We start from the raw sequence: 20,683 nt of genomic DNA on the forward strand, positions 1-20,683 counted from the left end.
GCATACAGAAAGGACTGACACCATGAGTATAAAAACCTTCAAACGGCTGGAAAAGAAATATCTGCTTACCATGGAACAGTATGAGGAGCTTCGAAAACGGATGGAGCCATATATGACCTACGACGAATACTGTCCGGACGGAGCTCTGTATTCCATTTACAACATTTATTATGATACCGACGATTACCGTTTGATCCGCGCTTCCCTGGCAAAGCCCTATTATAAGGAAAAGCTGCGGCTCAGAAGCTATTCTCCTCTGGGATCTGAAGATTCTCCGGTCTTTTTGGAGCTCAAGAAAAAGGTGGGAGGAATCGTTACCAAAAGACGTGCCGCCCTGAGCTATCGGGACGCCTCAGATTTTGTTTCCGGACGCAGAATTCCAACGATGCAGACTTATCTCGACAGGCAGGTGCTCCGCGAGATTTCTTATTTCACTCATCAATACTCCATTACCCCTGCGGCCGCCATTTCTTATGACCGTGCCGCACTGTTCGGGCTGACCGACCCGGACTTCCGTATTACCTTCGATTTTCATATCTGTTCTCAGGATCTGAGACAGACCTCCAGTCCCTTGGGGGACCTTTTGGATCCCGGCACCTGCCTGATGGAGGTCAAGCTGACCGGAGCAGCCCCCCTGTGGCTGGCAGAAGCATTTTCTGCTCTACATATCCATCCTGCAAGCTTTTCCAAATACGGAGTCATGTACAGACAAATGTGTCCCGGGGCAAAACGCCCCGCCTGATTTATAATAAGAAAGGAGTTCTTCTAATGAACTACATATTTTCCTCGGTGGCCGGTGACAGCCTGACTCTCTCCTCCACCCTTGCTATTTTAGGCTGTGCCCTTCTGACCGGACTTTTCATCAGCTGCGTTTATCTTTTCACCCACAAAGAAAGCGGCTGCCAGCCTTCCTTCCCCATTACGCTGATCATGCTTCCTGCCATCATTGCCACTGTCATTCTTCTTGTAGGCAGCAATGTGGCCAGGGCCTTTTCGCTGGCAGGAGCCTTCTCCCTGATCCGCTTCCGGAGCGCACCGGGAGATCCCAAGGATATCGCCTATGTATTCTTCACTGTGGCCGTCGGTCTGGCAGCCGGAATGGGCTTTCTCACCTATGCGATGCTCTTCGCCCTGATTCTGTGCCTTGCTATGATCCTTCTTGAAAAAACAGGCTTCGGCCATCCGAAGACCGAAGCCATGACTCTCAAGATCACTATTCCGGAGGATTTAAACTACGAAGGAGTCTTTGACGATATCCTCAAAGAATATACTGCTTCCTACAAAATGCGCCGAGTGCGCACCACAGAATTCGGCACCCTGTTCGAACTGGTCTACCGCATTCAGCTGAAAAAGAACGCCAGCCAGAAAGCCTTTATCGACGGAATCCGGTGCCGCAACGGAAACATGAATGTCTCTCTGGTATTAAATGAATATGAAGATAAGGTCTACGAATAATGGTCATTCCTCTGTAAAGCCGTTGTCGATGAATTCCTTCGGCGTCATGTGATACTTACGACAGATACTTTTGTTTCAGACTTCTTACCATCTGCCCATACCGTTTCCCACAGTCGGCCATTCTGCCGGACTCAATATCCTTGAGACAGGGAGCGAGCCACTCCCTCCAGATATCCGCGTATACACTCTTTCGCTCCTCCGAAAGATCGATACAGGTGACAATGGCCGGTGCCACGTCGTAATACTCCTCTACCAGTGCTCTGCCCTCCGGTGTCGCAAGCATCTGCTCATCCCGGAACCTTCGGAAGCTTGTAAGCTCATAGCAGTCGTCAGGCTTTCCGAAGGACTCGCAGACCGCAGTCGTAATAAAACACAGTTTTCCCTTTTTAAATCCGGACACCAGATCCTGATAGCTGGCTCTGGCAATCTTCTGTTTGGGATTTTTGCGGATCCACTCCTCCACCAGGATGTCAGCCAGCCGCCCTCCGGCGGAAAGCTTCTGCTCCTGTACCATGGGAACCATATAGATCGCCAGTATGGTCTTATACTGATCCTTTTTCATGGATCGGGCATTTCTGGATTTCAGGGAAGGATCCGTTTCCAGCTTTTTGTCCACTGCCTCAAAAAGCTCCTTCGCCAGCTCATGCATCAGCGCCTCTCCCTTATCCTCCGAAGCCACGGCATACCGGTCCAGAGCCTCCAGAACCGGACGGCTCTGAAGCTTATACTTATCAAAATATACGGTATATTCCGAGCGGCTGAAATGATTCAGGGCGTCCTGATGGTTCAAAAGAAGCTCATTGAAATGAAGCCGCGTATAGATTTCATTGGCCTTTAAGCTGTATTTATCAAGCTCAAGCATCTGATCGATCAGATCCTCGGTCTTTTCATCCCCTGTTTCATAAAGCCTCTGAAGCATGTCCTCCAGAGGGTTCTTTTCCTTTTTCACCTGAGCCACAACAAGGTCCTCCTGATGGAGCACTGCACCGCAGTACATACAGGAAAACTTAAGAAGCTCCTCCGGAATACTCAAAGTTCCTCCGCACTGGGGACATTTTCCTTCTCTGTTTGCCATATCCGTCTCTCCTTTTTTCTTTTCTCATCTGCTGCTCAGATTTTTGTCATCAGCTTTCGAAGGTCTTCCGAATTTCTGACTGTAAAGTCGCAGAATTCCTCATTTCGAAGCTCCGTGTCCAGAGACACCAGGCGCTTGATCTTTTCCTCTCTCGGACAGCGCCGGTCCAGAACCGAAGAAATCAGTTCCTCCTTCGGCCTTTCCGCAAATATCAGAGCCGCCCGTTTTTTATAAGCCCTCTTTAAAGCGATGCCTCCGCAGATATCCACCGCCATTACCGCATGATTTCCTCCGGCCAGCACGTCATCGATATCCTTGATCATGCTTCCGTAGCAGTTTTGGGCATATCGGGTGGTCTCAAAAAAAGCGCCCTCCTGCTCCAGCCGGAAAAATTCCTCCGGTGTCACAAAATGGTAAGCGTCCTCTTCCTCTCCTCCCTTTCTTTCCCTGGTGGTGTAGGATTTCGCGCGTACCGCTCCGCAGGTCTTCATAAGCTCTCCCATAAGTTCCGTCTTCCCGGAACCGGAAGGACCAATGAGCGCCAGAACCTTGTTTTCCGTCCCACCCTCACACTGGTATGCCATGGGATTCATGAGGATATCAAGAAAAGTCAGAAATTCATCGTAATTATTGACAGAGATACAGCCGGTCATATGGCGGTTCCAGGGCTTTCGCATGAGAACCGGATAAGCGGAGCTGGATGAGGAGATATTATGCCCTCCGTCGTCCAGAAGAATGTCCATATTTACAAGCTCCTTGCGAAACCCGAGGATCATATTTTTCCCCGGCACCATGGGAAATGCCTCGGAAAGCTGCTCCTCCCGGATCCCCATCAGCTTCGGCGGAATGGCGGAAACAAAGAATACCTCCGCCCGTCTGGAAAGCTCTTCCACAAACTGCCTTGCCCCCGGTAAAAGAGGCTGATTTTTTACAAAGCTTTCCTTCTGATAATAATCCAGCAGTACATCTGTTCGTCTGCCGGTTTTTCCCCAGGACTGGATCTCTTCTATCGTCATCGGCGGTTCAAAGCCATATTCCCTGTTGGCCAGCTCCACCGCATATTCATTGCAGGAAAACAGGATATCATCCACATCCAGACCGATTCTAAAGTATTTTTTCATGAATCCTTCCTCTCTTTTAACAGCAGCAGACTAAACCAGGTCACCACATTCCCCCCGTAAAGGAACTGGATGCCATGGCGCTCCGCCAGCTCTGTCACCAATATCCCATAGCTTTCCACACAGGGAAACATCTTGTCCGGATGACGGCAGGGCGCAGCCGGATAAGCGCATTCTCCGCAGATCGCGCAGGATTCTGTTGACAGTCCAAGGACCTCAAAGCCCTCCTCCCGGAATATTTCCCGGATCTGTCTTGTGATCCTTTCATGCTCCTCCCGGAAGGTCAGTGTCTCCTCCAGATTTGCAATGTCCGGCACTTCGGAAAAGGTCGTGAACATAAACCCTTCCTCATAGGAAAGGCATCGTTCTCTGCACTCCTCCACGGTTCCCACCGCCGGAGGACAGGCCCAGGAGGTATTATACCGCGGACACTCCGTCTTGCAGATATAACGGACCCGGTCCGGAAATGTCAGTTCCTCCGGCCGGATATAGGCATACTCGGCAAGAGGAAATTCAAGAAGCTTCTCCTCGATCCCGGCCTTTTTTTCTTCTGTCATACAAGCCACTCTCCATTTATTACAATCTTATTTCCGTACAATATCTGCCGGCTTTCTCGGTGCCGTTCTCTTATAATTCACGGAAGGATATCCCAAAAGCATACAGATAGCCGGCGATCTGTCAGAAAGGCCAAGCCATTGTTTCAGTTCCTGAGACTCCCCGATGATCCTTGTGAGGTATCCGCTGTAAAGAACCCCAAGTCCCTGCGCCACTGCCATGTTTTCCATATTGGCAGCCGCCAGGCCCGCATCAAAGGAATCCGGCGCTTCCACTGCCAGAAAAACCGGAGCCTGGAAAAACAGGGAATCCCGTTTCGGATCCTTTTTGTGCTCCTCCAAAAACTGCTCAAAACGCACTGCCATTTTCCCATTCTCACTCCAAAGAAGCTCAATGACTGTGGGAAGTGCCTTCCAAACCTGCTCTTTCCATTCCGGAAGCTGCTCCTTCACCACATAGAACCGACAGGCCTGCCGGTTGGCTGCCGTCGGTGTATAGCGTCCTGCCTGCAGGATCTGTTCCAGCTTTTCCTCCTCCACCGGCCTGTTTTCATAGTTGCGGATGCTTCTTCGGAATTTCACCGCATGGAGATACTGCTCCGGCTTCAAAACAAAGGTTTCCTGATCGTATTCCTCCACGTCTTCCATATCATACGACGGAATGGATACTGCCTTCACCGGACAGACTGCAACACAATGCCCGCAGCCGATACACCGCTCACCGTAAACTGCCTTTCCCTCCTCCAGATGAATATTGTCCAGAAGACAGTCTGCCGCGCAGGCACCGCAGCCGATACATAACTTATCATCAATAGAAATCATAATCCGTTCCCTCACTTTTCCTGTTGATCGATCAAGGCCCTGATCTCTTCATAAAGAGCCTTTGTAGCTTCTTCCTTTTTCTCATTAACCACGACCATTCCGTCCACGGTCTCCATAACGACATACGCCTTACACCCGTTGTTGGCATACAGATCATACTTTCCAAACTCTTCATTCTGAAAACGCCCCAGAGAAAGGACAAAGCTTCCAAAGCCGCCCACCCGTCTTCCCGTATCAAAATCCTCCCGGAAGGAAACGGAAAGGATCTCCTCCTTCGGTATTTCTTTTGACGGCCAGTAGGTGCTCTTGATTTTTACAGATTCCGTTCCAACCCGGGCTCCTGCGTGCCCGGTTGAAAGAAGGATAAGCACAACAAGAAACACTGCGACTGTAAAAAAACCTACACCCTTTTTTCCTCCGGAAGCCTTCTTTAAACTGATAGCCGCCATCCTGTGTCCTCCCCCCTTCTCAAAGCCTTTTTCTGAGATACTTTGCTGTCCTGTAATGATTTCCTACAGGCAGCAGCAGATCCTTTTATCATTATATCGGCATGATATCCCGCTGTCAACGATGCAGAGTAAGCCGCCTGATCCACATGCAGAACAATAAAGTAAAAGTTTATTTCCGCTTTGCCCCTTCTTTGTCCCAGATTTCTTAGAGCTATTTAGTTTCAATTGGTTTTCCCTCTCCCAAATACTGGAACGGTAAAAATAACATTTTTAGAGATTCTGATTTTGACCAATCTATTTTTGAAATGAAGATACCCAAAGATCTCATTGCATTTTTAGGAGCCCGAACACTGAAAAACGTTCCTACCGTTGCTTTGTTCGCTTTATTGGTCTGATTTAATTCAGGAACCAACTCCCTTTTTAGGGAATCAATAAACTGAACCACTTTTTGAATTAAATCGGTTTCTTCTGGAATATCATTCAATGCATCAATTATTGCCTTTTCCAATGCACCTTTTTCATTTCCCGGAATGATTAAAAGATATGTACTAATGATCTTCTGCTGCTTAAATGAATCCTCGATACTATTATTCATCCATTGGCCGGCCTTGACGGATATCTTCTCAAGCGAGTTATTAATTACTCTTGTGACCTTCACATCCGACGATTCATCTCTGTCTGTAACAACCATTAATGAAGAAATATCTTTCTCAACAATCATATCATTTACACGATGCTGTTCAACAAAATACGCGAATTTACCATTGCCCCCCACACCGCATAAAATAAGCTGGTTTTCATTTTTTGAAAGGTTCTCAATATGTTCGTGTTCATCAAGCTGAAATATACCAAGTATATTACTTTTTTCATGCTTCCATCCATACACATTTTGCAAATAATAACTTATCAGCTGTACATCTGACACGCCTTCTACAAGTACTAATTCTGTCATCATAGGCGCACCTCGAATTCAAATACTTTTCTGTTATCGTATACATATTTGCCCGTAACATTTCGTGCAACTATGTTACTGCCATTATCTACTTCGACTTTTTTTAATGTAATAACCTTTATCGGATCATTCTTACTGTCATTTTTTTCGTAATTACCATATCTTAGTATTGCTTCAATGGCTTCAATACTATGTGTTGCGATGAACACTTGAACATTCAGCTTTCTTGCCAATGCAAATACGACCGGAAACAATATATCAAAATATTTTTTGTGCAGCCCCGTTTCTATCTCATCAATCAATAATAATGAATCTGTGGCATCAAACAGCTTATTAAGAATATATAATATTTTTTTGATGCCGTCACCATAAACAGAAAAAGGCAAAATTACATTGTTCTTTGTGATGATGCTCTCCAGATATGTTCCATCATCTGCTTTCGTATAACAAATATCCTCAATAGAATCATCAAATTGTCTCAGGATATCGATTACAAGCTTCTTGTATTCTTGATTCTCTACAATATTCCGTAACAAATCGTAGCGCAAGTGTCCGAAAGATGGTATATAATGAACTTCCCTTTTTACGATAGTTCCCGGAATTCCATTATCCAAAGAAGTACATCGTATCTCTTTTTCTACTGTCTTCTTTTCTGTTTGAGTGATAATACTCCCAGTAAATATTTTAGCTGTTTCAGGAATAATAGCTGGCGATCTTTTATACTGTGTTTTTTGGCGTGCTGACAGTGTTGACAACTGAAGGGCATCCTCACCAGAAACCGTTCTTTCACACCCACTCAGTTCAAACTCAAGCGGCCCATTACTGCTGTTCGCATAAATATCAATTTCCAGTTGCTCTTTGTTCTGTTCAATATTAAACATTTTGATAAATGAAGTATAAAAACTGCTGTTTGGGTTGATTACTGTTCTTTGATTAATCACATTCTTAATGGAGCTCAGCTGTGATTTAACAAACAACAACTGTATTGCTTCTAAAAATGTTGTTTTACCGCTATTGTTATCTCCTGCTATGAGATTAATGTTAGAAAAGCCTGAAACAGTTAATTTCTGAATACCCCTGAATTGATTTATTTCAATCGATTTGATAAACGCCATTACTGATCATCTCCTTCAATACTCTCAAAACTTATTACCAGTCTTGTGTTTGTAGCCATTGCAATCTTCTGTAAGGTTTCTATTTTAGGAACAACCTTACCGTTTTGTATTTTACTGATATTAGATTGGGACATATTAGTAATCCGACATAAATCTTCCTGTGTAAAATTATTCTCATCCAACACTCTTTGTATTTCCTCTGATACTCCATTTAACACTTCGCGTAGAGTATTTTTTGAAGTATCAAAAGTTTTTCCTTTTGATTCAGATGCAGGTTTTTTTAAGTTATCTATTTGTTCAAATATAGAACTCATATCTTCGGTATTCATAATAACAACCTCCTTTTATTTTAAGTATAACATATTTATTTCAAAATATACATCGAATTGTTATGTGTGACATATTTTTATTAATAATCTCCTGTATTGTTATTAATAACATATTTTTTCATTTTTTACAGCTAAATTGTTACGTATGACATATTTTAAATTTATCTCTTATCTTTACCCTAAGTCAAAAATCGCTGAAGTCACAATGACCTCAGCGATTTTTTAAGGAATTTTTTCAAACGTCCGAAGCTATGCTCAATCACTCTCGTCCAGCCCTCTGGCCTGTTCTGCCTGAATCTCCGGGAAGGCGGAAAGCATCGGATCAATATCCTGATGTTTGATTCTTCTGTCCACATAATTCTTCGTAATCTTCATTACGATGGGCGACAGAACAAGAACACCGATCAGGTTGGGGATCGCCATAAGGCCGTTGAAGGTATCAGAAAGATCCCAGGCCAGCTCCAGGTTCATGGTGGCGCCGCAGAGAATAAATACAATAAAAATCACCCGATAAACGATGGTCCATTTTTCAGAGAACAGATACTCGAAGGCCTTTGTTCCGTAATGGCTCCATCCGAGCACTGTGGAAAAGGCAAACAGGAGGATGGCGATGGCGATGAATGCCGGACCTGCCTGACCAAAGACTGTGCCAAAGGCTTCTCCCACCAGCGCAGAGCCTTCCGAGCTGCTTAAAACGGCGCCCGTGTTTAGATCCACCAGGCCGGAGGTCAGAACAGCCAGAGCCGTCAGCGTACAAACCACAATGGTATCAGCGAACACTTCGAAGATTCCCCACATTCCCTGACGGACAGGCTCCTTCACATTGGAGCTGGAGTGAACCATAACCGAAGAACCAAGACCTGCCTCATTGGAGAATACGCCTCTCTTCATACCCCAGGTGAGCGCCAGCTTCAAGCCGGAGCCTACAATGCCGCCGCCCACGGCCTTCATCTGGAACGCACCCTTGAAGATTGCAGTGAAAGCCGCACCCACCTGCTTTCCGTTGATGATGCAGATACCAAGAGCTCCGAGAATATAAATGATGGCCATAAAAGGAACCAGCTTCTCCGAAACAGAAGCGATTCTCTTGATACCGCCGATGATCACCAGTCCGGCCAGAACCATCAGCACGATTCCGGTGGCAAGCTTGGGAATCCCGAAAGCTCCCTGCATATTTCCGGCAATAGAGTTGATCTGGCTCATATTTCCGATTCCAAAGGAAGCGAGCAGACAGAATACCGAGAACAGCACCGCCAGGACAGAGCCCACATATTTCATATGCTTTTTGGCGCCCAGACCATCCCGCAGATAATACATAGCGCCGCCGCTCCATTCGCCCTTGCTGTTCTTTCTGCGGAAGTAAATACCAAGGACATTCTCAGAATAATTGGTCATCATTCCAAAGAAGGCTACGATCCACATCCAGAAAATCGCTCCGGGGCCGCCGAAGATCAGAGCAGATGCCACGCCGACGATGTTGCCGGTACCGATGGTAGCCGCCAGTGCCGTACACAGGGACTGGAACTGTGAAATCGACTTATCCTCCGCTCCCGTGTGCTTTGTAATGTGCTTATCCGTAAAAATACTGCCAAAGGTATGCTTCATCCAATATCCGATATGGGAGACCTGAAATACCTTTGTGAGCACCGTCATCAGAATGCCCGTGCCCACCAGAAGCACCAGCATGGGGATTCCCCAGACAAAATTATTGACGATGCCGTTAATCTGTGCAATCATCTTTTCCATACACTCTCTCCTCTTTTTGTTTTATCTGAATCTTCTCCTCGGAAAACAAGCAGGGAATACGGCAATGAAAAAAGCAGGGGAGATCTTTGCCTCACCTGCTCAACCTTCTTTTCCGCTCACACAGGCAGCATACGGCATTTCTCCGGCCCGCCCCATTGCAAGCATCCAAACTCATTTACTTCACAAAATTAACACATATTTCCCTGTCTGTCAAGATTTTCAGCTTTATTCCTCTGCAAATTTACCGTAATAAATCCATGTGCCATCTGAGCCGTCACCTTCCCCTCATGTCGGAAAGCAGCAGCCAGCCTGCCAGAAACGGTCTCTGAAAATTCCAGAAACCGACACCCCGAAAGCCATAGCTGTTAGCCAGCGAAAACTTCGCCTCGTAGCTTCTCACATCCTCGAACCATACTTCGTGATCCCTGCCGTTTTCCATGTAGAAGAAATACGGGCTCTTCGCCGTCTCATCAAACCGGATCTCCGCATAGTATTCAGCTGCCAGCAAAACAGCCTCCACATTTCCGATGGTCCTCGCTTCCGTCACTCCCTGCTCGAAGGGAAGGGGCCAGTCATACCCGTAATTGGGAACCCCCATCAGGATCTTTTCCGCCGGGATCTCCTGTACGGCATAGTCCAGCACCTGCCGGACTTTATTGATGGGAGCCACTGCCATGGGCGGCCCGTAGGTATAGCCCCATTCATAGGTCATGAGAAGCACCTGGTCTGAGTTTTCTCCCAGGAGGCGGTAATCGATTCCCTCATACAAAAGGCCCCGCTGGTCTGCTGACACCTTTGGCGCCAGAGCCACCGAGACCTTATAACCGTTCCGGTTCATGACTTCTCTCAAATTTCCGACAAATTCTGCGTAATATACCCGGTCTTCCGGAAGGATAAATTCAAAATCCACGTCGACACCCATATAGCCCCGTTCCTCTACCGTCTGAAGAAGGTTGGCAATGAGTGTGTCCTGAACCTGCTTATTTTCCACCACCTGCCTGACCAGATAATTATTGAAGGCTCCCGAAGCGTCGAAGGGTGTTAAAACCAACACAGGCTCTGCCCCTGCCCTCCAGGCCTGTCTGATCACAGGCAGGTCATCCACGGCCGGCGGGATCAGCTCCCCGTCGATGGTAAAGCCGTAGGAAAACACCATCAGCTCATCCATATGGGGAAGTGCCTCCGAAAGAACTCCCGGATTCACAAAAGTATACGTATAACCGGAGGAAAACAGATCTCCCACCGAAACGGTCTTCTCTCCTGTCAAAATCAACAGAGCCTGCCCCACCACAAGATGAGACAGGCCATAAAGCTGATTATCCCGGATAAGCTGCGCTTCCGTCACACCGAAGCGCTGTGAAATCGAATACAGGGAATCCCCCTGCTCCACCACATAGATCATGACTCACCACATTCAGAATTCTCATGATTACTATATGCAGGAGAAGGCCCATTTAAGCCTTTTCGATCTTAAAGGAGCTCTTCAGTGATACGATCCGGTTGAATACCGGATGCTCCGGAGTGGAATCCTTGCTGTCCACACAGAAATATCCGTTTCTCACAAACTGGAAGCTGTCCGGCACTTTGGCATCTGCCAGTCCCGGCTCCAGATAGCATTCCTTCAGGACCGTCAGGGAATTGGGATTCAGATTCAGACTTCCGTCCTCCTCATTGTATACTCCCTTTTCCTCATCGATGATGTTCTCATAAAGGCGGACCTCCGCCTTCACTGCATGGCGGGCGGATACCCAGTGGATGGTTCCTTTCACCTTCCTTCCGGTGAAGCCGCTTCCGCTTCTTGTCTCCGGATCATACGTGCAGTGTACCTCGGTGACATTTCCGTTCTCATCCTTCACCACATCGGTGCAGGTCACAAAATATCCGTTCATGAGGCGGACCTCATTGCCGGGGAAGAGACGGAAATACTTTTTCACAGGCACCTCCATGAAATCCTCCTGCTCGATGTAAAGCTCCCTGCAGAAGGGAACGGTGCGGACGCCCAGTTCCGGATTTTCCTGATTATTCTGGACCTCCATATATTCCACCTGATCCTCAGGATAATTGTCAATGACAAGCTTCAGAGGATGAAGAACTGCCATCATTCTGGGCCGCTTCATCTTCAGGTCCTCACGGATACAGTATTCCAGCATGGGCATCTCACAGATGCTGTTGCTCTTGGAAACGCCTGCCATCTCCACAAACATGCGGATGGACTCCGGCGTATAGCCGCGCCGTCTCAAACCGCTGATGGACACCAGACGGGGATCATCCCAACCGTCCACAATACCGTCCTCCACCAGCTTCTTGATATACCGCTTGCCGGTCACCACATTTTTCAGATACAGCTTGGCAAACTCGATCTGCTTGGGCGGATGATCAAACTCACACTCCCGCACTACCCAGTCATACAGAGGCCGGTGATCTTCAAATTCCAGTGTACAGATGGAGTGGGTCACATGCTCAACCGCATCCTCAATGGGGTGGGCGAAATCATACATGGGATAAATGCACCAGGCATCTCCCGTATTGTGATGGGTCAGATGTGCCACGCGGTAAATGACAGGATCCCGCATATTAATGTTGGGAGAAGCCATATCGATCTTGGCGCGAAGAACCTTCTCGCCGTCCTTGTAAACACCCTTCTTCATATTTTCAAAAAGCTCCAGATTCTCCTCGACGCTCCTGTCCCGGTAAGGGCTGTTCTTCCCAGGCTCGGTCAGGGTTCCGCGATACTCCCGAATCTGTTCTGCCGTCAGATCACAGACAAAGGCCTTCCCCTTCTTGATCAGCTTGACTGCGCATTCATACATCGTCTCAAAATAATCCGATGCGAAAAACAGACGGTCCTCCCAGTCTGCCCCGAGCCAGGCTACATCAGCCTTTATGGATTCCACGAACTCACTCTTTTCCTTGGTCGGGTTCGTGTCGTCAAAACGCATGTTAAATTTACCCTGATACTTCTTTGCCAGTCCATAATTCAGAAGAATCGACTTGGCATGTCCAATGTGAAGATAGCCATTGGGCTCCGGTGGAAACCTGGTCTGCACATGGTCATAGACCCCTTCGGCCAAATCCTTATCAATGATCTGCTCGATAAAGTTTTTAGTTTCGTTTTCCATAAAAGCCTCCTGCTGTCTGTTTTTCAATAGGACACCATTTTTTACAGTGTCTCCGATATTTTTATATCATACCACAGAATTCCAATTTGTAAAATACTTTATGGCTTCCTATTCACCCAAATAGAAAACTGCCGCCGCCGCGTCTGCCGTTTTGCCGTCGGATGCCCTCACAGCCTCCGCCGTCAGATTTGCCACCTTCCTTCCGATACGGAGAACGCGGGCTGTCACAAGCAGCCGGTCTCCCAACGGTACCGGTCTTAAATAATCCACATTCAGAGAAATCGTGGAGGCTCCCAGCTTCCCGGAAAGATAACGCACCAGCATCCCGCAGGTGGTATCCATGGCGGTGGCAATGAGTCCGCCGTGCATGACACCGTTGGGATTCAGTTCCCATTCCTCCACCTCAAAGGCAAGAGTCAGGATCCCCTTTTCCTCATCACAGGATACAAACTCCTTTCTCATCATATCATGAATGCGGGGCCCCCTGTCTTTCGAGGTCTGCACACCGGCTTTTTCGGCCTTTGTCCCGTCGGGGGTCATATTCCAGTCTCCCGCAATCACACGGCGGATGACCTGTTCCATGATCTTCTGAGACTTGTCATCCGTTCCCTCTGACAGCCTTTTTTTCTCTTCCAGCATTTTTTTGTAATCCATTGTCCGTCACCTCTGGCTGTTTTTCCGAAACACAAACAGCTTGCTCAACACATAATTTCCCACCATGACCACCACCTGGCTTACCAGCTTGGCGATCTTATCGCTTCCGTGAAGAAGGGTCACAAGAAGATACATGACAGCCATGTCCATGAGAAGGGTCGCCACACGGGAGCCCACAAATTTTGCCACCTCCGAAAGCCGGTTTTTGCTGTGGCTTTTAAAGACAAATTTCCGGTTTGTCACATAGGCGAAGGCCACTGCACCGATCCAGGAGATCACGTTGGCGATCTGCAGCTGAATGGCATTTTCCGGATTTAAAAAGGTAAGAACTGATCCGTAATAGATGGCCAGACTCACCACCGTTGTCAAAACTCCCACTATGAGATAATTGATGATCTCCTCATATTTTCTGTATAAACCCACACATTTTTTCCACATGGTCATTCACGCTTTCTGCTCCGTACTGTCTTTTTATAAAATCCCTCTGCCCGGCTGCAGCACTGCCGAATCTGGGCACTGTTGCCGAGCCGCATCACATTCTCCGTCCGTCTGACGATAAAATCCTTTAGCTTCTGCATATATTCTTCGCCGGTAATGGTTCCTTCCGCCACATAGGTAAGGCCCTTTTCCCAGCTGGCTGTCAGATCCGGATTCAGAAGAGGCCGGATCGACATGTAAACCGTATCGTAGATCACCTCACCGAGAAGGGTGGGCGTGATCACCTGAGTCTTTTTGTTTAAGGCCAGATATTTAATGTTTACAAGCTTTTTTAAGATTTCTGCCCTGGTTGCACTGGTCCCGATGCCGCTTCCCTTGATCTGGGCCCGCAGTTCCTCGTCTTCAATGAGCTGTCCGGCATTTTCCATGGCAAGGATCATGGTTCCGGAGGTGTACCGCTTGGGCGGTGAGGTCTCTCCCTCTCTGATGTTCAGCGCCTCCACAGGCAGCCGCTGCCCCCTGGACAGCCGCTTCATGGCTTCTAAAAACTCCGGATCGTTGATATCGGCCTCCGGACTTTTCCCATCCTTCCCGGCTTCCTCTCCCGCTCCGTCGCCGTCCTCACTGTCAGCTGCGCTTCCCGTACTATCTTTTCTGGCGCCGTTACTTTTCCTATAGCCGGTCACCGCCAGATAGCCCTCCTCCAGAAGTACGCGAAAGCCGGCGAAGAAATGCTCATCCCCGATAAGAAGCTCCAGGCCAAATTTCTGATACACCGCCGGCGGATAAAAGATGCTTAAAAAGCGGCGGACAATCACCTCATAAACCTTCACCGACACGCCGGAAAGCCCCTTCAATGCCCCGATGCCCTGGCCGGTGGGAATGATGGCGTAATGATCCGTGATCTGCTTATCATTCACATATTTTGTCCTGCTGATCCCCTTGTAGCTTCCGCTCTCCAGAATGTGGGCGGCAAAGCCCGACACGCCGGGAATCGCTTTCAGGCCCTGAATATTTTTATAGATCTCCTTTGCCACTGCCGTGGAAAGGACTCTGGCATCCGTTCTCGGGTAAGTGACCAGCTTTTTCTCGTAAAGTTCCTGCACCACCTTGAGGGTCTCATCAGGACTCAGTTTGAATCTTCTGGAGCAGGTGTTCTGAAGCTCCGCCAGATTGAACAAAAGCGGCGGGTTCTTCTTTTCCTTTTTCTTTTCCAGAGATATAAGCTCTGCCGACAGAGGTTTCTTCTCCGAAAGGCGGCTGATCATCTCCTCCGCCTTTTCCCGTTCCAGAAATCCGTTATCTTTATATAACGCAGGAGTTCCGTAGTAACGGCTCCCGGGCACAGCCCTCCACTCTGCGTCAAAGCTTCTTCCCTCACAGGTCACGGAAGCCAGCACCCGGTAAAAGGGCGTTTTCACAAATTCACGGATCTCCCGTTCCCTTCGGACAACCATGCCAAGGACACAGGTCATGACCCGTCCCACGCTGACAACCGTTCTGTCCGACTTCATGCAGCCCGAGATCACGTTTCCGTATTTTAAGGTGAGAAGCCTGGAGAAATTGATTCCCATAAGATAATCTTCCTTGGCCCGCAGATAGGCGGACTCCGCCAGATTATCATAATCGCTCAGATCCCTGGCTGTGCGGATCCCCTTTAAGATCTCCTCCTCGGTCTGAGAATCGATCCAGACCCGAAGCCGTTTCTTCCCCCGGACTCCGGCCATCTGCTCCACCAGACGGTAGATGTATTCTCCTTCCCTCCCCGAGTCGGTGCAGACGTAAATCGTCTCCACATCCTCCCGGTTTAGGAGTCCCTTCACGGTCTGGAACTGCTTCTTCACATTTCCGATGACCTCATATTTAAAATGTTCAGGAATAAACGGCAGAGTGTCCATACTCCACCGTTTGTATTTGCTGTCGTATGCTTCCGGATAGCTCATGGTCACCAGGTGGCCGACGCACCAGGTCACGATGGTATCCTCCGATTCCAGATAGCCGTCATGTCGTTTTCCGCCCACCTTGAGAGCCTTTGCAAACTCCTGGGCAACACTGGGCTTTTCTGCAATGTAAAGTGCCTTTCCCATAAATAAGCTTCCTCCGATGGACTCTATCATAACACAGGTAAGGGCAATGCACAAGAAAGAAAAATATTTTTCAGAACATATGTTTGATTTTCGGAAGATCATATGTTATAATAGATAAACAAAAGTTTGCTGTTGATCCTGTGAAAGGAGCTTCCTATGTCCCATCGTCCCCTGATCTTTCATATTGATGTCAATTCCGCCTATTTAAGCTGGACCGCCGTCCATAAACTGCAGAACGGCTGCGGGGAAGATATCCGTCTCATCGCCTCTGCCATTGGCGGAAACCGGGAAAAGCGCCACGGTATCATTTTAGCCAAGTCTCCTCTGGCAAAATCCTTCGGCGTCCGAACCGGGGAGCCGGTGGTCTCTGCCCTAAAAAAATGCCCGGATCTTGTACTCTTTCCGCCGGATTTTGAATTATATGACAAAAATTCAAGAGCCTTTCTGGAAATTCTCAAACGCTACAGCCCTCATGTGGAGCAGTTTTCCATTGATGAGGCTTTTATGGATATGACAGGAACAGAGCTTCTGTACGGAAGTCCGACAGAGGCCGCCTGTTCTGTCCAGAAAACCATTTATGAAGAGCTCGGCTTCACCGTCAATGTGGGCATTTCCGAAAACCGGTTTCTCGCCAAAATGGCCAGCGATTTTGAAAAGCCAAATAAGATCCACACGCTCTTTCCTGACGAGATCCCTGCCAAAATGTGGCCGCTCGATATCAGTGAGCTTTTCATGGTAGGCCGCTCAGCAGAAAACTCTCTTCGGAATCTCGGTATCCACACCATTGGACAGCTGGCAGCCAGCAATCCTGCCACGATCCGTGCTCATCTGAAAAAGCACGGAGAAATGCTGCACCGGTATGCCAACGGCATCGACGACGGCCAGCTTTTTTCTCACATAGCCAAAGACAAGGAAGTAGGAAATTCCACCACGATTCCCTACGATGTGGAATCGGCCGAGACTGCCAAAAATATTCTTCTGTCCCTGTGCGAAACCGTATGTACCAGACTCCGCCACGACGGTCTCAGAGCCTCCTGCATCTCAGTCCGGATCACAGACTGCAATTTTGTAAGCCATACCCATCAGCGGATACTCCCCGTCCTTACCAATGTGACCGGAGAGCTGTTCTGCGCCGTCTCCTCCCTCTTTGATGAGATGTGGGACGGCACACCCATCCGTCTTCTCGGTATTCAGACCAGCAAACTGGCAGAACAGTCCTACCGTCAGTATAATCTGTTTGATTCGGAAAAATATGACAGACTGGAAAAGCTGGATTCCGCCATTGATCAGATCCGCAAACGCTACGGCGAAGACTCCGTCAAACGGGCCAGCTTTTTAAACAGTGAAACTTATCACATGATCGGAGGAAGCTCCAAGAAATTATAAAACGGAAGATTCCCGAACCGAATCTTCCGCTTACTCTTATTTATGAGCTTAAATAATTCCTCATGCTGCGCAGTGCATTTTTTTCCAGGCGGCTGACCTGGGCCTGGGATATGGCAATTTCCTTTGCCACCTCCATCTGGGTCTTGCCTTCGAAAAAACGAAGCTCAATGATATGACGTTCCCGCTCCGGAAGACGCTTCAGAGCTTCACTTAAGGAAATCTGTTCCACCCACCGCTCTTCCTTATTTTTCTTGTCGCTGATCTGATCCATGACATACAGCGTATCACCGCCATCGGTGTAGATGGGCTCATAAAGGCTCACAGGGCTTTGGATGGCATCCAGTGCATAGACGATCTCCTCCCTGGTCATCCCCACCTCGTCTGCGATTTCCATAATGTTGGGTTCCTTGGAGTTCTGCTTCATCAGGGCTTCCCTCGCATAAATCGCCTTATAGGCCGTATCTCTGAGAGAACGGCTGACACGGATTGAGCTTCCCGAATCCCTGAGATACCTTCGGACCTCCCCGACAATCATCGGTACGGCATACGTGGAAAATTTCACCATTTTATCCGTCTGAAAATTGTCAATTGCCTTGATCAGGCCGATACAGCCGATCTGAAATAAATCGTCAATATTCTCATTGTTGCCGGAAAACCGCTGAATGACGCTTAACACCAGTCGGAGATTTCCCTTGATGTACCGCTCTCTGGCCTCCCGGTCCCCGTTCTTAATCTTCTCCCAGAGTTCTTCTTTCTCCTCTGAGTTTAAGAGAGGGAGCCGGGAAGTATTGACTCCACAGATTTCCACCTTGTATACAGCCATACCGTTACCTCCGCATCATCATTCTATATAGAATGATGCACGGATTCCGGTGGATTTATACGGAGAGTTTTTCGTAAAAAAAAGGAAAAATTTCCAGCTTATCTGGACATATTCACAACCTTGTCGTCCAGGCCTTCCATCTGCTCATCGCTGATCACATACACATTATTGTCTTTATCGTAATCGAGCGTGATATCGACTTTGATCTTGCTTGCGTAAGTCACAGGGGACAGTTTTCCCTCCAGCGCTGTCACTACGGCTTCGCCATAGGCTTCCTCATATTCTTCATTGGTAAGGTTGTCAAATTCGCCGTTCTTTGCCCGAAGATTAAAGGCATCCACTGCCGACCGGAAGGGCTCCTTAATGGTCCCGAAGAAATCGATGGGCTCAATTTCCACCGATACCGTATAGGTATCTCCGTCCCGGATCACATCCACCGCCTGATATTTCGCCTGACTGTAAACAGTTTTTGCCATCCCGATGACCCGTTCAGTCAGTGCCACGCTGACCACATCCTGTTTGATGGAGAAAGCATCCTCCATCTCCAGAGCAAAATCCTGGACATTGGCCTCATAGATCTTTTGCGCCTCCGCCTCCGCAGAACCGGTGATCTCCATATATTGGTCATATTTCCCGAGATAATTGGCATCCATAATACTGATGACATAGGCCTGATAGGCATCCTTTCCGCTTGTGCTGCCGCTCGTTCCTGAGCCGCAGCCGGCCAATCCCAATATCAAACACAATGCAGACAGCACGGCTGCTGCACGTCTGTACTTTGTAAGCATCTTCATAGCAAACGGTTTCCTCCTGAAAATAGTAATTACAAACAGTAGTTTACCACATTTATTCAAACCGCACAATTTCTTTTTTCAGCTGATGAATGATCTTCTTCTCCAGTCTGGAAATATAGGACTGGGAAATTCCCATTAAATCAGCCACCTCCTTCTGGGTCATCTCGCTCCCGTCCTCCCGGTCAATGCCAAATCTCAGACAGACGATCCTCCGTTCCCGCTCCGAAAGCTTTCCGATAGCCAGCTTCAGAAGAGATTTTTCCACCTCGTCCTCAATCCCTCTGGAAATCACATCCTCCTCCGTTCCCAGTATGTCGGAGAGCAAAAGCTCATTGCCGTCCCAATCCACGTTTAAGGGCTCATCAATGGAAATCTCAAGCCTTGTCTTGCTGTTCCGCCTGAGATACATCAGAATTTCGTTTTCGATACATCGGGATGCATAGGTGGCCAGCTTGATATTCTTTTCACTGTTAAAGGTATTGATCGCCTTGATCAGGCCGATGGTTCCAATGGAGATCAGATCCTCCACCCCCACACCGGTATTGTCAAATTTTTTTGCTATGTAAACGACCAGCCTCAGATTATGCTCGATCAGAGCGGCTCTCGCCTCCTTCTCCTCCGGTGTTCCCAGCCTGGCGATCATCACTGCCTCTGTTTCCGGTGAAAACGGTGCCGGAAGGACATCGCTGCCCCCGATGTAATGGACTTCGTTTTTCTTTGAAAACAGAAGACTCCTCATGCTGGTGATGAATTTGAGCTGAAACCTGCTTGGAACTGCTACTCTGACGACCATATTTTTTCCTCCTCTTCCCTGAAGATGCTGTCACATCGGTAAACTCGTGATGCAGAATCAACTGATAGCTTCCGTCTGAGGAAAGGCTTCCTTCCCTGAGGGCAATCACCAGAGGGCCGTCGATCTTCGTGACCGTTTCCCCCTGCAGGATAATTTCCATGAAATCCAGCCGTTTTCCCTTAAGAAATCCTTCTCCTCCCACACTGCGGTAGGGAATCAGAAAGAATCCTGTATCCTCCTCCGGTTCCGGAAAAAGCTCCCTGAGGGCTTCCTTTTCCCCGACAGACACCGGCAGGCCGGTAGCCGGCTCATAAAGGCGGTTTCCCGTATCCAAAAGGGCCGTTACCGTGATCCTTTTCTCTCCCCGTACCAGATGCACCTGTACAAGATTTTCCCGACTTCTGATTCCGGCAGAAAAAAAGAGAAGCAGCTCTTTTCCTGCAAAAAAAGAAGCAGCAGCCAATAGGAGGAGCACAGACAGCCCTCCTCCCTGTGCACTCCTGCCTGTCAGAAGCTCTCTCATCACATATCCTGCACCGGTATGGAAATACAGCTGATTCAAAAAACCCCCGATGAATATGGATACAACAGCCAGCATAAGGGACGCACGGAAGAGTTCTGCCGCCCTGCGCCGTCCAAAGGCGATCCGGCACATGGCGGGGCCAATCCCCAGATAGGTGAGAAGAAGCTCACCCCATCGAGGAAGCGGCCAGGCACGGAAACAGAACGGAAGCAGAATCAGAAGACAGCTCCAAAGTCCTCCCACTGCGGCTCCCGATACGATCCAAAGTCCTTTCCTCCGGTATCTTAAGCAGATCCCCGTCAGCCATAAGAGTCCCATATTCATCCAAACATTTACTGCAAACAGCACGTCTATGTATAAATTCATTTTCACAGGGGTTATTATAGAGGATTCCTTCTGCGGAATCTGTCAAAAGAAAGGAGCGAAAAGCCATTTTTCATCGACTGTTTTC

The 20,683-nt window shown here is 48.2% G+C and carries 20 protein-coding genes and 1 pseudogene; 3 read left to right on the plus strand and 18 right to left on the minus strand.

The window, feature by feature from the left end; translation table 11 throughout:
• Positions 1 to 22: 22 nt before the first annotated feature.
• Both QJ036_RS02235 and QJ036_RS02240 read left to right on the plus strand, forming a co-directional pair.
• The gene (locus QJ036_RS02235) at positions 23 to 742 is read left to right on the plus strand and encodes a polyphosphate polymerase domain-containing protein (RefSeq protein WP_283229809.1); all 720 of its coding nucleotides are present in this window, start codon (positions 23 to 25) and stop codon (positions 740 to 742) included.
• Positions 743 to 768: 26 nt separating this feature from the next.
• Complete coding sequence (locus tag QJ036_RS02240) at positions 769 to 1,455, plus strand: DUF4956 domain-containing protein (protein ID WP_283229810.1); 687 nt, start codon at positions 769 to 771, stop codon at positions 1,453 to 1,455.
• A gap of 55 nt (positions 1,456 to 1,510) precedes the next feature.
• On the opposite strand, the gene QJ036_RS02245 is transcribed toward QJ036_RS02240, so the two are convergent.
• The 14 genes from QJ036_RS02245 to QJ036_RS02310 form a co-directional block, all read right to left on the minus strand.
• Positions 1,511 to 2,530: a CFI-box-CTERM domain-containing protein gene (locus QJ036_RS02245; RefSeq protein ID WP_283229811.1), complete on the minus strand. Its 1,020-nt coding sequence runs from the start codon at positions 2,528 to 2,530 to the stop codon at positions 1,511 to 1,513.
• A gap of 35 nt (positions 2,531 to 2,565) precedes the next feature.
• The gene (locus QJ036_RS02250) at positions 2,566 to 3,651 is read right to left on the minus strand and encodes a 5' nucleotidase, NT5C type (RefSeq protein WP_283229812.1); all 1,086 of its coding nucleotides are present in this window, start codon (positions 3,649 to 3,651) and stop codon (positions 2,566 to 2,568) included.
• The gene (locus QJ036_RS02255; RefSeq protein WP_283229813.1) at positions 3,648 to 4,205 is read right to left on the minus strand and encodes a DUF2284 domain-containing protein; all 558 of its coding nucleotides are present in this window, start codon (positions 4,203 to 4,205) and stop codon (positions 3,648 to 3,650) included. Before QJ036_RS02255 ends, QJ036_RS02250 begins: the two co-directional genes overlap by 4 nt.
• Before the next feature lie 27 nt (positions 4,206 to 4,232).
• Complete coding sequence (locus QJ036_RS02260; RefSeq protein WP_283229814.1) at positions 4,233 to 5,024, minus strand: nitroreductase family protein; 792 nt, start codon at positions 5,022 to 5,024, stop codon at positions 4,233 to 4,235.
• 11 nt (positions 5,025 to 5,035) lie between these two features.
• Complete coding sequence (locus QJ036_RS02265) at positions 5,036 to 5,473, minus strand: PH domain-containing protein (RefSeq protein WP_283229815.1); 438 nt, start codon at positions 5,471 to 5,473, stop codon at positions 5,036 to 5,038.
• Positions 5,474 to 5,684: 211 nt separating this feature from the next.
• Entirely contained in the window at positions 5,685 to 6,428 is a 744-nt protein-coding gene (locus QJ036_RS02270; RefSeq protein WP_283229816.1) for a DUF3226 domain-containing protein, read from the minus strand.
• Positions 6,425 to 7,540 (minus strand): AAA family ATPase, encoded by a 1,116-nt coding sequence (locus QJ036_RS02275; protein ID WP_283229817.1) that lies wholly within the window; start codon positions 7,538 to 7,540, stop codon positions 6,425 to 6,427. Before QJ036_RS02275 ends, QJ036_RS02270 begins: the two co-directional genes overlap by 4 nt.
• Positions 7,540 to 7,869, minus strand: a complete 330-nt coding sequence (locus QJ036_RS02280; protein WP_283229818.1) for a helix-turn-helix domain-containing protein — start codon at positions 7,867 to 7,869, stop codon at positions 7,540 to 7,542. Before QJ036_RS02280 ends, QJ036_RS02275 begins: the two co-directional genes overlap by 1 nt.
• A gap of 255 nt (positions 7,870 to 8,124) precedes the next feature.
• Positions 8,125 to 9,615: an alanine/glycine:cation symporter family protein gene (locus QJ036_RS02285; protein WP_283229819.1), complete on the minus strand. Its 1,491-nt coding sequence runs from the start codon at positions 9,613 to 9,615 to the stop codon at positions 8,125 to 8,127.
• Between the two features lie 274 nt (positions 9,616 to 9,889).
• Positions 9,890 to 11,017 carry a glycosyl hydrolase family 18 protein gene (locus QJ036_RS02290; protein ID WP_283229820.1) on the minus strand — a complete coding sequence of 376 codons (1,128 nt, stop codon included), beginning with the start codon at positions 11,015 to 11,017 and terminating at the stop codon, positions 9,890 to 9,892.
• Positions 11,018 to 11,069: 52 nt separating this feature from the next.
• The gene (locus QJ036_RS02295; protein WP_283229821.1) at positions 11,070 to 12,734 is read right to left on the minus strand and encodes a glutamine--tRNA ligase/YqeY domain fusion protein; all 1,665 of its coding nucleotides are present in this window, start codon (positions 12,732 to 12,734) and stop codon (positions 11,070 to 11,072) included.
• A 108-nt stretch (positions 12,735 to 12,842) separates the two neighbouring features.
• Entirely contained in the window at positions 12,843 to 13,388 is a 546-nt protein-coding gene (locus tag QJ036_RS02300; RefSeq protein WP_283229822.1) for a PaaI family thioesterase, read from the minus strand.
• 6 nt (positions 13,389 to 13,394) lie between these two features.
• Positions 13,395 to 13,811 carry a GtrA family protein gene (locus QJ036_RS02305; RefSeq protein ID WP_283229823.1) on the minus strand — a complete coding sequence of 139 codons (417 nt, stop codon included), beginning with the start codon at positions 13,809 to 13,811 and terminating at the stop codon, positions 13,395 to 13,397.
• A gap of 17 nt (positions 13,812 to 13,828) precedes the next feature.
• Positions 13,829 to 15,913 carry a DNA topoisomerase gene (locus tag QJ036_RS02310; RefSeq protein WP_283229824.1) on the minus strand — a complete coding sequence of 695 codons (2,085 nt, stop codon included), beginning with the start codon at positions 15,911 to 15,913 and terminating at the stop codon, positions 13,829 to 13,831.
• Positions 15,914 to 16,069: 156 nt separating this feature from the next.
• Between QJ036_RS02310 and QJ036_RS02315 the strand changes: the two genes are divergently transcribed.
• Positions 16,070 to 17,299, plus strand: a complete 1,230-nt coding sequence (locus tag QJ036_RS02315) for a Y-family DNA polymerase (RefSeq protein ID WP_283229825.1) — start codon at positions 16,070 to 16,072, stop codon at positions 17,297 to 17,299.
• Positions 17,300 to 17,339: 40 nt separating this feature from the next.
• On the opposite strand, the gene sigG is transcribed toward QJ036_RS02315, so the two are convergent.
• The 4 genes and pseudogenes from sigG to QJ036_RS02335 all read right to left on the minus strand — a co-directional run.
• Positions 17,340 to 18,122 carry an RNA polymerase sporulation sigma factor SigG gene (gene sigG / locus QJ036_RS02320; RefSeq protein WP_283229826.1) on the minus strand — a complete coding sequence of 261 codons (783 nt, stop codon included), beginning with the start codon at positions 18,120 to 18,122 and terminating at the stop codon, positions 17,340 to 17,342.
• Between the two features lie 98 nt (positions 18,123 to 18,220).
• Positions 18,221 to 18,916: a hypothetical protein gene (locus QJ036_RS02325; protein WP_283229827.1), complete on the minus strand. Its 696-nt coding sequence runs from the start codon at positions 18,914 to 18,916 to the stop codon at positions 18,221 to 18,223.
• A gap of 52 nt (positions 18,917 to 18,968) precedes the next feature.
• Complete coding sequence (sigE, locus tag QJ036_RS02330) at positions 18,969 to 19,709, minus strand: RNA polymerase sporulation sigma factor SigE (protein WP_283229828.1); 741 nt, start codon at positions 19,707 to 19,709, stop codon at positions 18,969 to 18,971.
• A 55-nt stretch (positions 19,710 to 19,764) separates the two neighbouring features.
• Positions 19,765 to 20,598: pseudogene (locus QJ036_RS02335) on the minus strand (sigma-E processing peptidase SpoIIGA); the annotation flags it as partial.
• Positions 20,599 to 20,683: the final 85 nt, after the last annotated feature.

The sequence above is a fragment of the Fusibacillus kribbianus genome (assembly GCF_030053595.1).
Lineage (GTDB): Bacteria > Bacillota > Clostridia > Lachnospirales > Lachnospiraceae > Lientehia > Lientehia kribbiana.

Bases quoted from the DNA above. Each gene is read 5' to 3' on its own strand.
- QJ036_RS02280 (WP_283229818.1), bottom strand. From the start codon at position 7,869: ATGAATACCGAAGATATGAGTTCTATATTTGAACAAATAGATAACTTA.
- QJ036_RS02270 (WP_283229816.1), bottom strand. From the start codon at position 6,428: ATGATGACAGAATTAGTACTTGTAGAAGGCGTGTCAGATGTACAGCTG.
- QJ036_RS02290 (WP_283229820.1), bottom strand. From the start codon at position 11,017: ATGATCTATGTGGTGGAGCAGGGGGATTCCCTGTATTCGATTTCACAG.
- QJ036_RS02245 (WP_283229811.1), bottom strand. From the start codon at position 2,530: ATGGCAAACAGAGAAGGAAAATGTCCCCAGTGCGGAGGAACTTTGAGT.
- sigE (WP_283229828.1), bottom strand. From the start codon at position 19,709: ATGGTCGTCAGAGTAGCAGTTCCAAGCAGGTTTCAGCTCAAATTCATC.
- QJ036_RS02240 (WP_283229810.1), top strand. From the start codon at position 769: ATGAACTACATATTTTCCTCGGTGGCCGGTGACAGCCTGACTCTCTCC.
- QJ036_RS02310 (WP_283229824.1), bottom strand. From the start codon at position 15,913: ATGGGAAAGGCACTTTACATTGCAGAAAAGCCCAGTGTTGCCCAGGAG.
- sigG (WP_283229826.1), bottom strand. From the start codon at position 18,122: ATGGCTGTATACAAGGTGGAAATCTGTGGAGTCAATACTTCCCGGCTC.
- QJ036_RS02255 (WP_283229813.1), bottom strand. From the start codon at position 4,205: ATGACAGAAGAAAAAAAGGCCGGGATCGAGGAGAAGCTTCTTGAATTT.
- QJ036_RS02315 (WP_283229825.1), top strand. From the start codon at position 16,070: ATGTCCCATCGTCCCCTGATCTTTCATATTGATGTCAATTCCGCCTAT.
- QJ036_RS02295 (WP_283229821.1), bottom strand. From the start codon at position 12,734: ATGGAAAACGAAACTAAAAACTTTATCGAGCAGATCATTGATAAGGAT.
- QJ036_RS02285 (WP_283229819.1), bottom strand. From the start codon at position 9,615: ATGGAAAAGATGATTGCACAGATTAACGGCATCGTCAATAATTTTGTC.
- QJ036_RS02275 (WP_283229817.1), bottom strand. From the start codon at position 7,540: ATGGCGTTTATCAAATCGATTGAAATAAATCAATTCAGGGGTATTCAG.
- QJ036_RS02250 (WP_283229812.1), bottom strand. From the start codon at position 3,651: ATGAAAAAATACTTTAGAATCGGTCTGGATGTGGATGATATCCTGTTT.
- QJ036_RS02325 (WP_283229827.1), bottom strand. From the start codon at position 18,916: ATGAAGATGCTTACAAAGTACAGACGTGCAGCAGCCGTGCTGTCTGCA.
- QJ036_RS02265 (WP_283229815.1), bottom strand. From the start codon at position 5,473: ATGGCGGCTATCAGTTTAAAGAAGGCTTCCGGAGGAAAAAAGGGTGTA.
- QJ036_RS02260 (WP_283229814.1), bottom strand. From the start codon at position 5,024: ATGATTTCTATTGATGATAAGTTATGTATCGGCTGCGGTGCCTGCGCG.
- QJ036_RS02235 (WP_283229809.1), top strand. From the start codon at position 23: ATGAGTATAAAAACCTTCAAACGGCTGGAAAAGAAATATCTGCTTACC.
- QJ036_RS02300 (WP_283229822.1), bottom strand. From the start codon at position 13,388: ATGGATTACAAAAAAATGCTGGAAGAGAAAAAAAGGCTGTCAGAGGGA.